Raw genomic sequence first — 13,406 nt, 5'->3', positions numbered from 1 at the left:
GTCAGAGTCAGAGTCGCTATCAGAGTCAGAGTCGCTGTCCGAATCAGAGTCGCTGTCACTATCCGAATCGCTGTCTGAGTCCGAGTCGCTGTCTGAGTCCGAATCGCTGTCGCTATCCGAATCCGAGTCACTGTCAGAGTCAGAATCGCTGTCCGAATCAGAGTCGCTGTCACTATCCGAGTCACTGTCCGAATCAGAGTCGCTGTCAGAGTCCGAATCGCTGTCTGAGTCCGAATCGCTGTCCGAATCCGAGTCACTGTCAGAGTCAGAATCGCTGTCTGAGTCCGAGTCGCTGTCCGAATCAGAGTCACTGTCCGAATCCGAGTCGCTGTCCGAATCCGAGTCACTGTCCGAATCCGAGTCGCTGTCTGAATCAGAGTCACTGTCAGAGTCCGAATCGCTGTCCGAATCCGAGTCGCTGTCTGAATCAGAGTCGCTGTCCGAATCAGAATCGCTGTCCGAATCCGAGTCGCTGTCTAAGTTATTATTTTTATCGCTGTCATGAGCCCACCACAAAATTCCTGCTGCGGTTAGCGGTACAGATAACCATGCCCATGGAGATGCAGCTCCATCATGATAAAGCAATGGTTCGATACTATCGATATAACTATAAGTGATATGATCTAATAATGCCCCATTACTGTCAGTAAACTGTACCCACAGTAATTTATGATTATTGTCTTCAAAAACTAAACTATTATCGGTTGAATAATTACTACCGTTAAAGAAATCAATTATTACTATTTGTTCACCATTTTTTAAAGTAATAATTGCATTTCTACCGTCTTGTCTAATTTCAGAAACATCATCTTTATTTACTTTTATTAAAATAACTGATGCTTCGGAAAGAGAGACTGTATCCTTTGCTGTAATTTCTAAGGTTTCATGACTCTCCTTAGAAATTACCCTTATCTCAGACATATTTCTTCCCCTTCGTAGGATTATTTAATTAAACCAATCCAATTTAGAGCTCTTAAATTTTAATAAATAAGAAGAGCCCAAATTAAGGAATAAATTAGATAAAACAAAGGCCAACCTCAACGCACAAAGTAATTGTAAACATGAATTACATCACAAAAAATGTAGTAACAATCAGTTTATTTATTAACCAAAATAAAACCCACATTATTAATTATTATTTTTCAAAGAATTAGGGCTAGATTAAAATAAGAATATGCTTTTAATATTTTTATGTTTTAAAACACAAATAATAAAAACCACACATTTAAAACAAAATCTTATCTTTCTTAATATCTATATAGCTTTTAAACATTTAAAAACTATATAGATATACATTTATTTCACCTTTCTCTTAAAGCTTCTTTGGCTTTATTAAATGGTTTAAGCAAGTAATCCAGTACCGTTTTTTGACCAGTACGAATATCTACAGTTGCCACCATACCCGGTGTAATACCGTATGCCTTACCTTGTTTATTATAAAGCTTGTCTGAATCGGTTCTGATATAAACACGATAATAGAATTGGTCTTGTTTAACTTCATCACGAATCGTATCTGGAGAAATAACCGTAACCTTTCCTTTTAAGCCACCATAAATTGAGTAGTCATAGGCAGTAATCTTAACCAGTGCTTCTTGTCCCGGACGAATAAACGCAATGTCACGCGGTAAAATACGCGCTTCAATGAGCAGCTGTTCATCAATCGGTACAATGGTCATCAACTTACCGTTTTGTGGAATAACACCACCATGGGTAGTGACCGCAATTTCTTTTACAACACCACGTACTGGTGCTTTAAACACTGCACGATCCAAGCTGTCACTACGACCAAGTACGACTTGTTGCTGCGTTTCAATATCAGTATTCGCTTTCGATAACTCTTCACGAGCCTGCACATAATACTGGTTCTGTACATCATTCATTTTGTTTCTAAGATCATTTGCTTCACGACGTAAACGTAAAACTTCAACCTCACTGGCCGCACCTTTAGCAACTAACGGTTCAGTCATTGCCAGTTCTTGTTGTACCAATTGCAAAGCCTGTCTAAAACCTGCAAGTGTTTGTTCTAGATTAGCTCTGCGGGACGCATATAGTGCTGTTTCTTCATGTACAAGTTTTGGTTCTTTCAGCACCATTTCTGGAAAAACCAAAGGTGTGCCGTTCACCTCTGCACGTAAGCGTGCTGACGTTGCCTGAGCAGAGATCAGTAAAGATATTGACTCACCAACATTCGATGCCAAACGGGTGGGATCTAATTGCGCAAGAATTTCGCCTTTTTGAACAATATCGCCTTCTTGTACATTCAGCTTGGTTAAAATACCGCCTTCTAACGACTGGATGACTTGCTCTTTAGACGATGGAACCACTTTACCTGTGCCTGTAGAAACTTCTTCAAGTTTAAATACCCATGCCCAGATAAAGAAAATAACTAAACCAATCCCCACAATCCAGATCACTAAACTGGCACGTGGTAATGGTGGCTCACTATAAGAGACATTCATTGAACGGGTGAGTTCTTGTTCTTGTTGTGGCTCGCTCATGAATTACCTCCTTGCACTTGTTTTTGTTGGGCTGTTGATTGATTAAGGACCTGATCTCTTGGACCATCCATCACGATTTTGCCTTCGTTAACGACAATAATACGGTCCACCAGTTCTAAAACAGCGCGGCGGTGAGTCGCAACCACCAAGGTCCGATGAGCCAGCCATCCTTTTAAATGATCAATCAGTTGTTTCTCTGCCACATCATCAATGGCTGCTGTCGGTTCATCGAGTAATAAAATATTAGGTTGACGAATCAACAACCGAGCCAATAACAAGGCTTGTTTCTGACCACCCGAGAAACCAACGCCACCCTCTAAAATCAGGTGATCGAGCCCTTCTTTTTTCTCTTGAACAAAAGGTAATGCACCTGTCACCACTAAAGCCCGAACAATATCTTCATCTGTCGCAAGCGGAGCACCCAAAGTGAGGTTTTCACGAATCGTACCGTAGAAAAGATGTGCGTTCTGGTTGAGTAAACCCATATCACGACGTACATCAGATGGGTCAATTAAAGACAAATCCAGACCATCTAAATGCACTGAACCTTGAATAGGGAATTGCATGCCAGATAGAAGCTGAAGCAGGGTCGATTTACCTGCACCATTACGCCCTAAAATTGCAACTCTTTCGCCCGCACGAATTTTTAAGTGGCGAATTGCAAGGCTCGGACGTGGTTCGTCTTCACTATATTGGAACAAGACATTTTTTAATTCATAGTCGCCATTTAAAGCAGCTTTATGCACCAGATGTGAACGCTCTGGCTGATCGATCGGACGTTGCATGAGTTCATCCAGACTCTGTTTTGCAACCTTCGCCTGCTGTAAACGCCCCAATACACCAGTAATATGACTAATCGGTGCCAACATTCGTGAAGATAAAATTGAACAGGCAACTAACGCACCCGTAGTCATTTCACCCTCCATTACCGCAAAACATCCCACCAAAACCACAAATGCGTAGGTCAAGCCTTGAATCTTTTGGGTCCATGCCATTAAGGTACCGACAATTTTACGCTGTTTCATAGCAATATCGGCTGAAACTTCATTCATGTGGTTCCACTGATTTTGGAAACGCGATTCGGCACGTAATAGCTTGATATCTTCAATACCCTGCACCGCTTCAACCAGAATGGCATTACGAATTGATGATTCTCTCATGCCTTCCTGTGCGAGTTGCGCTAGCTTTTTCTGCACCAGAATACCCGGCAAAATCATAAGTGGTACAACCAGCAACATCACCCAAAACAGCTTTCCGCCAATAATGGCAAAGATGGTCAAGAACAGGAAAAAGAATGGAAAATCTGCCATCGCAGTAATGGTGGTAGAGGTCACCAGTTCACGAACACCTTCAAGCTCACGAATCTGAGAAATAAAACTACCTGTAGACTTTGAACGATCTTTATTTTTGATTCTTAAGGCATGACCAAATACGCGGTCAGAAACAAGTAAATCTGCTCGTTTACCAATAATGTCAGATAGATAAACTCGGGACACACGTAAGATAAACTCAAAAATAGCAGCAATGAGTACACCACCTGCCAGCACCCATAAAGTCGGGATGGACTGTGATGGCACAACGCGGTCATAGACTTGCATTGAGAAAACAATGGTTGCCAGTGCCAGTACATTGGCAATGAGTGAGGCAAACATAATATCAACGTAACGCTTCCAGTCTCTTAGAACAATTGACCAGAACCAGCTTGCTTCATAGGGTTTGATATATTCATCAATACGCGCGTCGGGAATGGAGCTTTCAGGACGCAGGATATAGACATTCTTAATTGTATTTTTTAAGACATCTAGGCTTAAATTTTGAGAAAGTCCCTGATCCCCACTAAACTGGATACTGACATTTCCTTGGGTATCGGCTTTATCAACAACACCGACCTGCCCGTCATGAAACTCGACCAGAACAGGTAGGCGCCACGGATTAAGTAAATCTAATGAAAAAGGCACCTTACGCAGATTTAGCCCAACCTGACGTGTCATTAACTGTAAAACATCATCAAGGTTTTGATTCTGGTTCCAGTCAAGTTGTAAACGGATTCTTTCTTCTGAAGGCTCAATTCGATAATGTTTAGCAATCGTTAAGACCGCCTGTAACCAGGGCTGGTAATTTATTTTTGTCATCATGGTTGTACTTCGAACCCCTGAATTGAAATATTATTTAAGCCATAGGCTTGGCGGGAACGTCCTGTTGCCGAGATGTATTGCACAATACTGTTGTAGATGTCATAACGTGCAGATTCGAGTTCGGAATTGGCACTATGAATGGCCTGCTCTGCATTCAATAAATCAACCAATGAGCGTGTACCAAGTTTGTACTGCTCTTGATAAAGTTCACGTGTACGGACAGTCGTTGCCTGACGATTGGTCAGCACCTGCATTTGACGTTGTTTATTTTCAATTTGCTCACGGCTGGTTCTGATCTGATCGAGAACATCCATATAAACTGAATTGACCTGAGATTTAGCAGCTTCTTCTGCATAGCTTGCCATTTTGACCTGAGAAGAAACCGCCCCACCTTGATAAAACTGACTGCTTGCTTCAAGCATGACAGAACTGTACAGACCATCATCCTTATCATTGTTTGGGTTTCTGCCATTAATGGCCTGACTCACAGAACCTTTGACGGCCAAAGTCGGATAACGTGTTAAACGGGTCTGTTCCTTTTGTGCTTTAGCAACTTCAACACCCGCTTGCGCTGCAATCATTTTTGGAATGGTATTAAACTCAGGCTCATTATAGAGACCAGATTGCTTTACCAAATCATCGGGAATGACCCATACCTTATTAAAAACATCTACTCCTACCAGAGTTCTTAGATGTTGCTGGTACTGACGTAATAAAGATTGCTGTGCAATGAGTGTCGACTGTGCAGACTCTAAATATGTTTGTGCCTGAACTGGGTCAGCTTGGCTACTAATACCGGCATTTGCACGTAAATTTGCAATTTCCTGAATTCGCTGGATGCCTGCAATTTGCTGCTCGGCAATTTTATTTAATTGAAGATAGCGCTGAATATTGACAATCGACTGCGCAACATCAAGTGCAATATCATCAATGCTGACCAGCACATTGGCCTGCTCGACTTGTACTTTGGCACGCTGAACCGATACACCTGATTTTACTTTGCCAAAATCAAAAAGCATTTGAGTCGCAGATAACGTGAGTAACTGTCTCCCCCGCTCACCACTACCCAAATCACCTGTGGTAATACCACCTGAAAGCTGAGGATAATAACCAGCCTTAGCATAATCAATACCCGCGTTTTGGCCAGCTAAAGTTGAAATAGCTTGAGAAATATTAGGGTTTCGTTGAACTGCATATTGAATCGCATCAATTAGGCTGACTTGATTGTTCCACATCGCAGTAGAAGTCGGTAAATAGTTCCCATCATTTCCTAGTCGTTGAAATTGGCTCTGATCAAACCCTAAATTGCTTAATTTTTGGAAATCGACAGATCGGTAGCTTTCATCTGGCGTGGGTTTAAATAGTTGAGAAACTTTTTTTGTTAAGCTTTTTCCCGAGTTAACAGACGCGGTCTCTGCCTTTGTAATTGATATTGATACACTAGAAGCAATACAAAAATATAAAAAAAACTTCGTACCTGATCTGATTATAAGTTGGAAATCATTGTGGGAAAAAGGCAATTTACTCATTAGAAGATCTAATCTCTTGAAATATTGTAAAACAATCCAAAACTCAGTTAAAAATTATCAAAAATATTAAATTCCATACTTTAAATAAATAATTTTCAGAATAATTTTCTTTGCGAAAAAATAAAGTAAAAAATGATTAATTTTTAACAACTGCAACTAAACATCTAATTTACTTATAATTTAAATTATAAAAGTGAGTTTTAAACACATATATTTAAAACCAATTAAACACCTACAAAAACTATAAAATTCAATTATTAGAATAAATAATTCCCATAAAAAAAACCTACCTCTTGGGGAAGTGGTAGGCTATAAACTCTAAAAAATCATATTAGTAAAAATATATTATTTATTTAAATTCATCAATAATGATTTATTTAAAATAAAATTAAAACACATGATTAAAAGCATATTAAATGCAAAAATATTTTCTATTTATATTAGAGCACAACACATGTACTTAAAAAAGGTTGCCAATAGTAGCCCTTTTTACATTTACATCTTTATAAAAATATATGGTCTTTATGTGAGATCCAAATAACCAAATACAGCCTTTTCAACTCGCTGTTGTAAGTGATTTAAATCACTTTCCCCTGCTATACCTGCCGCGTTAATCATTCCTTTACTTAAAGCAATCACATCTTGTGCGGCCGTCTGTGCATGTGAAATGCCAGAACGTATAAACAGGTCAGAAATTATGGTTTCAAGCTCATGCTGATGCTCACTTTCCTCTATGTCTTTTCCAATGAGTTCAGAAGCAAACTCTAAGGTTCGTGCCAACTGTGGACGGCTCAATTGATGTTGCACAGCAGCGTGTATGATGAGTTTTAGTTTTTCTTTTAGGTCTGTGGCATCACTTTGCTGTATGGCTTCAATAATACGATTTGAAAGCTCAGCCCGCTCACGTCGAATTAACTCGACTATTAAGGCATCTTTAGATGGAAAGTATTGATATAGGCTACCAATGCTTACGCCAGCAAGTTCGGCCACGGCATTTGTGTTAAATCCAGCAAAGCCTAGAGACTCCAAAATGCGAGCAGCCGCCTCTAGAATTGCTTCAAATGTAGCCACTGAGCGTGCTTGACGCGGGCGTTTGCGTGGGTCTGGAAGTGTTTCTGACATAGGTCGAAATGCGAGTATTTAATGTGAGTAATCACTCATATACTGACTGAGTCATGTTGATATGACAAGCAAATGCTGTCTTTTCAGTTGAACGACAACTCAGCCCAGTCATGGAGTGGTTATGTCTAGAACCTATACTTTTTTTATTCATTTAAGAGCTTTACCCGCTTGGTTGGCTTTAGCTCGTGAAAAGCGGGCTGAGTTTAGTAAACAAAAGCTTGAGCCAACTTTTAAGAAGTACCCAACTGTAAAAGTTCGTTGGTATGACGTTGAAGCGTTTAGTACTAAAGCCAGTGATATTGCTGTGTTTGAGGCGACATCTCTGCAAGATTATTATTTTGTGATTGATGCGATTCGAGACTCTGAGTTTTGTACAGTGCCCTACTTTGAGTTTGTAGAGATTATTCCTGCCATTGAAGATGGGTATGTGGAGTATGAAAGTTCTTTATAAAGGTTGCAGAGGAGCTTTTAGCCTAGCACGACCAGTAGATCATCTGGTCGTAAGCATTATAGGGAGCGGTATAACATTAACTTTTACTCAAAATCAGGATATACAAAATCATATTTCCCTGTTTTTATTCTATGAATAATACTATCAGGAGGAATAACGCTCCCTATTTCCGCATATAGATTCTTACCATCTAATTTCCCTACGTATTGTTGTGGTTCATTACCTTTCCACACCCACCAATTATTAGATATATCTATTTTTGGATGATCCCCACTACTACGGAATAAGATATTAATATTTCCAAGTTCTCGAATATTTCCAACTTTTTCCCATAAGCTCATTTTTAATCCAAGTTTAGTCACACAATGAGCATAAAAATCTATCTCGCTATTTACTATTTCTATTAAATCAATATCACCTTCTAAAGGGTATTCTTCTTTGAAAACTCTAATTACATCACTATTCAACTGAGTTAAATCAAAAGCAATCAATTGAAAGTATTTTTTCTTATCATTACCTAATTTAACAACAAAGACATCACCGATCTTAGTATTTTTTCTTGCCATTTTTCGATTCCAAATTATTAATAATATTACTAAAAATTGAATCCACTAAATTCAATGACACCTCATTATTCGCCCTAATTAAGACTTAATTTTCATAATTTACTTTCTTTATTTACATCATAAATTGAGGTCTAGTTATCTTAATCGTATTTAATTACTACTCAAAATCAGGATATACAAAATCGTATTTTCCTGTTTTTATACGCTCAACAATATCGTAAGGATTCACAACTACACCAATTTCTGCCTTACGATTTTCTCCCTCTAACCTCCCTACACGAGTAAAGTCTTCATCATTTATATGCCATACATACCAATTGTTAGATACTTTAATCTTCTCTGCCCCCACTTTTGCTCCATAGTCATTCGTATCCCGAAAAAGAATATTAGAAATATCACCAACCTCTCTAATATTTCCAACTTTTTCCCATAAATTCATTTTCAATCCAAACTTAGTCACACAGTGAGCATAAAACTCTACTTCACCGTTTACGATTTCCAATAAATCAATATCAGCTTCCAATGGGTATAATTTTTTAAAGCTTCTGATCACATCACTATTGAGTTGAGTTAAATCAAAAGCAATTAATTGAAAATATTTTTTCTCATCATTATCTAACTTAACTATAAATACATCACCGATCTTGGTGTTTTTCCTTATCATTTTTCGATTCCAGACTTTTCCCAATATTTCGGGCTAATTAATTTTCTCTTTCAATAGCATACTGCCATTTTACCCAAGACTAAACTGATTAATTAAGCGCTACTCTCTTCACTTTAGCTAATCAGGCACCCCATCATAAAAATTCAATTTCAAACTTTTAGCCTCAGTTTCCCTCCCCCAAAACCTCTCCAACACCACATCCCTTTCATCCAAACTGTTAGAGCTTAAAACCTGTAGCATCAAGCCATCAATTAGGTTTAAAACCATGTTGGCATCGGGATAAAATGCAGTGCTTTCCAGACTAAAGACCAAATCAAAAAGCTCTCGAAGTAGCCATTTTCGATATTCAACAGCCATGCGGTAAGCTCTTGGATAAAGCTGTTTTATTTCAAAAATGGCTTTAAACAAAAGGTGGTAAAGGCTATTCACATCGACATGTAATCGTACAATTTCTTTGAGTTTATCGGTTTGGCTTGCGTAACGGTGTGAATAGACAATTGCCAGCACTTCTTCTTTCAGTCGGCTTTTTTGAAAGCTTATGCATGTTTCTATGAGGCTTTCTTTGGAGTGAAAGTAGTTATAAAGCGTGGCTTTTGGAATTTTAGTTTCTTTGGCAATCAGGTCTACGCCCGTATTGTGAAATCCATGCGTCGTAAAAAGTTGGATGGCAGTTTGAACAATCTGTAATTTTTTGGAAGATATTTCTAAAGTTGGCATAGTTTTACCGTTTTAAATTCTTGTTGTTTCTAAATGAGATAAAAAGCCTGTGCCCTTTCTGGGAGAAAAAAAGGCACAGCAAAGCCGTAAGACGGTGCTTGGCACATCTCAAGTTTTATTGTTGATATAAGTTTTTAGTCGTAATGACTTAAAGTCTGAAAAGCGGTTAAGCCTTCAAACTTTTTAAAGATGAATTAAGTGGTGTCGTTATAGCTTTTGGCATTGAGTGCCAAGAAATGATGGATGTGCATAGCCAACTCCTGATTTTGGGAGTTCTGCCAAAGCATTCATTTGGAATTATGGTGGCAGAACGAAAGAGGGTTGACAGACTGGTTTTCGAGAACCCAGCACGCACAAGGCGTCCCCCTTCCGTCCTACCGCTACAAAAAGGGAGACGAGTGGGTATACATCAAAAAAACAAGTTTTTTCAATGTACTCGAAAAATCAGCCTGTCAAAGCCGGCTGGCAATGTAGGCCAGCACGCAAAGCATAATCTGAGAGTTTAGAGGTGTCAATGTAGCTTTTATGACAAGTATTTAAATTTATTATTATTTATCATTAGATTAACTTAATTATTATTTTAGATATTATATTTAATTGTATTTTTAAATTTAGAGAGAAGCGATCCATGCTTATTCGTTTCTATCTTTTAACTTTTAATATGAGACAACAAAACGGAAAGTGGGATTAGACAATCTCGGTCTGCCCCACTTGGTGATAAGCACGATTAAAATAAACCAAACTTTGGTCATGCTCGCTTTGTTTAATCGCCACAATCGGACAAATAAGAATAGTGTGTGTGCCGACTTGTTGAACTTGCTCAATCTCGCAATCGAAACTCACCAAAGCATCATCTAACACAGGTGAACCTGTTTCTAACTCAATCCATGCGCCATGTTTAAAGCGTTCTTCTGGCGTGAGTTTAGATGAAAATGCTTTTGAAATATGTTCGTGGTGTGCGCCTAAAACATTCACAGTTAAGATTTTGTTATCTAGGAAATGTGCATGTGAACTCGCAGATTGGTTCATACAGACCAATAATGTCGGTGGTGTGTCGGTCACACTACAAACAGCAGAGGCAGTAAATCCAAAACGGCCAGACATGCCTGCCGTAGTCACAACACTAACTGCACTTGTGAGTAAAGACATTGCATTTCTAAAGTCTGTTGCTTGAACCATGACATTATTCCTAAATTGAATCGTACCTTGTCCTGAGTGTTTGCTATACCGCCCAACTCCATCAGGAAGGTACTTTATCGACATGCATTCTGAGTAGAACGACATGTAGTAAGTAAAATGAGGGTTACTTGTTTGATTATCAACTGCCATCAAAAAAGTAACCCTTTATACCACTTATTGGTAAAGATTAAGCAGAGAGTTCAAAACCAGTAAGTTCTCTACGAACGATTTCTGCACCTGCACTTAAAGCATTTAACTTGCCACGTGCCACTTCACGAGAAAGAGGCGCCATACCGCAGTTTGTGCAAGGGTAAAGCTTGTCGGCATCTACAAACTGAAGCGCTTTACGAAGTGTGTTAGCCACTTCTTCTGGTGTTTCAATTTGGTTAGATGCGACATCAATTGCGCCAACCATTACTTTTTTACCGCGAATGAGTTCGAGTAAATCGATAGGCACATGTGAGTTGTGACACTCTAACGAAATAATATCGATGTTAGATTTTTGCAGTTTCGGGAAAGCTTCTTCGTATTGGCGCCATTCCGAACCTAGAGTCTTTTTCCAGTCAGTATTGGCTTTAATGCCGTAACCGTAGCAAATGTGGACCGCAGTTTCACACTTAAGACCTTCAATTGCACGCTCTAAAGTTGCAACGCCCCAGTCATTTACTTCGTCAAAGAATACGTTAAATGCAGGTTCGTCAAACTGAATGATGTCTACACCAGCAGCTTCTAACTCACGCGCTTCTTGGTTCAAAATTTTAGCAAATTCCCAAGCCAGTTTTTCACGGCTCTTGTAATGACCATCGTAAAGCGTATCAATCATGGTCATTGGGCCAGGTAATGCCCACTTAATTGGTTGATTAGTTTGCTGACGTAAGAACTTAGCATCTTCAACAAACACAGGCTTTTGACGAGACACAGCACCCACAACAGACGGTACGCTTGCATCGTAACGGTCACGAATACGAACGGTTTCGCGCTTCTCAAAATCTACGCCATTTAAGTGTTCAATAAACGTGGTCACAAAGTGTTGGCGGGTTTGTTCGCCATCGCTCACAATGTCGATGCCAGCAAGTTGTTGTTCGTGCAACGCCAAACGTAACGCGTCTTTTTTACCTTCAATCAGGCCTTCGTTTTCGAGTTTCCAAGGCGACCAAAGCTTTTCAGGTTCTGCAAGCCAAGACGGTTTTGGTAAGCTGCCAGCAGTTGAAGTCGGTAGTAATTTTTTCATGATCAATGACCCGTATGTTGATTAATTAGGAGCGTAATTAGCAGACCACTGCTCAAGAATCGCTTGGTATGGTTTGATAAATTGCTCTTCAACAAACTTCCCCTGCTCAATAGCCAAACGGCTACGTTCTTCTCGGTCATACACAATTCGAGTAAGTGAGTAATCTTCGTTCTTCAAACTTGGCTGATAAGATTTTCCAGCAACTGAATTTGCATTGTAAATTTCAGGGCGGTAGATCTTTTGGAACGATTCCATGGTGCTGATGGTGCTGATCAACTCAAGGTTGGTGTAATCACTCAACAAATCACCAGTAAAATAGAATGCCAAAGGTGCAGCACTGTTTTTCGGCATGAAATAGCGAACTTTTAAGCCCATTTTTTGGAAATATTCATCAGTTAATGAATAGTCTTCTTGCTTGTATTCCACACCCAAAACTGGATGTTCATTTTCAGTGCGGTGGTACACTTTAGTTGTTGAAACACTTAAGCAAATCACTGGCGCTTTTTTAAAGTTTGCTCTGTAAGTCTCAGAGTTAATAAAGCTCTTAAACAAGTTACCGTGCAATTCGCCAAATTTCTCTGGTGTGCTAAAAGTAGACTGATTTTTATTGTGGTCTAACAAAAGCACACTAAAGTCATAGTCACGTACATAAGACGAGAAGTTATTGCCCACAATGCCTTCAATGCGTTCATTGGTCTTTTTATCAACAATATTGGTTTTCAATATTTCGATTAAAGGAAGCGCACTGTTATGGCTTGCAGCATCAACATTCATTTCAACTGAAATGATTTCAAGTTCAACCGCATAGCGATCGCCTTTAGGGTTGTCCCAATGAGCTAAAGTATTAAAACGATTGTCGATCATCTGTAATGTGTTGCGCAGATTCTCTTGACGGCTCATCCCTCTCGCCAAGTTAGCAAAGTTGGTTGTAATACGCGTATTGTCTGCTGGACGATAGTTTTCATCGAAACAAATACTCTTAATCGTAAATGTAAATTCTTTACTCATTTTGATCAGTACCCTAATTTCTGAGATAAACCTAAAAATATTTCGAGCTCTTTTTAAACTTTCCAGCCTTGTCAGATTTGTGCCTTATGGTCTTATCAAAACTGAATTACTAGAACGCTTCAGAGCGTGAATAGATTTATACCGCAATCACAACATGAATAAAAATGATTTAGTCTCATTCAAAACTGAGTGAAATTCACGTTTAGGGTTTAATAAAGAAGTATGAAGTTAAATATTTTTCATCTTGAGGAATTTTAGACAGCAAAAATTCAATATACGGCGCTCGCAAACCACCTTTACAAACTC

Annotated in this window: 12 protein-coding genes; 1 reads left to right on the top strand and 11 read right to left on the bottom strand. The window is 39.0% G+C overall.

What is annotated here, in order from left to right:
* From RMB13_RS21840 to RMB13_RS12125, 5 genes are all read right to left on the bottom strand, one after another.
* Positions 1-921: BapA/Bap/LapF family prefix-like domain-containing protein (locus tag RMB13_RS21840; RefSeq protein ID WP_409070790.1), on the bottom strand; the 921-nt coding region annotated here is incomplete at its 3' end.
* Positions 922-1,301: 380 nt separating this feature from the next.
* Positions 1,302-2,498, bottom strand: a complete 1,197-nt coding sequence (locus tag RMB13_RS12140; protein WP_311085360.1) for an HlyD family type I secretion periplasmic adaptor subunit — start codon at positions 2,496-2,498, stop codon at positions 1,302-1,304.
* Positions 2,495-4,633 carry a type I secretion system permease/ATPase gene (locus RMB13_RS12135; protein ID WP_311085359.1) on the bottom strand — a complete coding sequence of 713 codons (2,139 nt, stop codon included), beginning with the start codon at positions 4,631-4,633 and terminating at the stop codon, positions 2,495-2,497. The genes RMB13_RS12140 and RMB13_RS12135 overlap by 4 nt, the downstream gene beginning before the upstream one ends.
* On the bottom strand, positions 4,630-6,162 hold the full coding sequence (locus RMB13_RS12130) for a TolC family outer membrane protein (RefSeq protein ID WP_311085358.1): 1,533 nt from the start codon (positions 6,160-6,162) through the stop codon (positions 4,630-4,632). Before RMB13_RS12130 ends, RMB13_RS12135 begins: the two co-directional genes overlap by 4 nt.
* A 522-nt stretch (positions 6,163-6,684) precedes the next feature.
* Positions 6,685-7,284: a TetR/AcrR family transcriptional regulator gene (locus RMB13_RS12125; RefSeq protein WP_311085357.1), complete on the bottom strand. Its 600-nt coding sequence runs from the start codon at positions 7,282-7,284 to the stop codon at positions 6,685-6,687.
* Positions 7,285-7,405: 121 nt separating this feature from the next.
* Between RMB13_RS12125 and RMB13_RS12120 the strand changes: the two genes are divergently transcribed.
* Positions 7,406-7,735 carry a darcynin family protein gene (locus RMB13_RS12120; protein WP_311074031.1) on the top strand — a complete coding sequence of 110 codons (330 nt, stop codon included), beginning with the start codon at positions 7,406-7,408 and terminating at the stop codon, positions 7,733-7,735.
* 83 nt (positions 7,736-7,818) lie between these two features.
* Here the strand turns inward: RMB13_RS12120 and RMB13_RS12115 are convergent, their stop codons facing one another.
* From RMB13_RS12115 to RMB13_RS12090, 6 genes are all read right to left on the bottom strand, one after another.
* Entirely contained in the window at positions 7,819-8,301 is a 483-nt protein-coding gene (locus RMB13_RS12115) for a hypothetical protein (protein WP_311085356.1), read from the bottom strand.
* A gap of 157 nt (positions 8,302-8,458) precedes the next feature.
* Positions 8,459-8,965 (bottom strand): hypothetical protein, encoded by a 507-nt coding sequence (locus RMB13_RS12110; RefSeq protein WP_270903947.1) that lies wholly within the window; start codon positions 8,963-8,965, stop codon positions 8,459-8,461.
* Positions 8,966-9,082: 117 nt separating this feature from the next.
* Positions 9,083-9,682 (bottom strand): TetR/AcrR family transcriptional regulator, encoded by a 600-nt coding sequence (locus RMB13_RS12105; RefSeq protein WP_311085355.1) that lies wholly within the window; start codon positions 9,680-9,682, stop codon positions 9,083-9,085.
* Between the two features lie 687 nt (positions 9,683-10,369).
* Complete coding sequence (locus RMB13_RS12100; RefSeq protein ID WP_056483724.1) at positions 10,370-10,861, bottom strand: flavin reductase; 492 nt, start codon at positions 10,859-10,861, stop codon at positions 10,370-10,372.
* 187 nt (positions 10,862-11,048) lie between these two features.
* Complete coding sequence (locus RMB13_RS12095) at positions 11,049-12,092, bottom strand: methionine synthase (protein ID WP_005048816.1); 1,044 nt, start codon at positions 12,090-12,092, stop codon at positions 11,049-11,051.
* A 21-nt stretch (positions 12,093-12,113) separates the two neighbouring features.
* Positions 12,114-13,100 carry a DUF1852 domain-containing protein gene (locus RMB13_RS12090; RefSeq protein ID WP_005042907.1) on the bottom strand — a complete coding sequence of 329 codons (987 nt, stop codon included), beginning with the start codon at positions 13,098-13,100 and terminating at the stop codon, positions 12,114-12,116.
* Positions 13,101-13,406 lie beyond the last annotated feature (306 nt).

Source organism: Acinetobacter sp. V102_4, from assembly GCF_031799005.1.
Classification (GTDB): Bacteria; Pseudomonadota; Gammaproteobacteria; order Pseudomonadales; family Moraxellaceae; genus Acinetobacter; species Acinetobacter calcoaceticus.
This window is presented reverse-complemented; position numbering and strand designations above follow the sequence as displayed.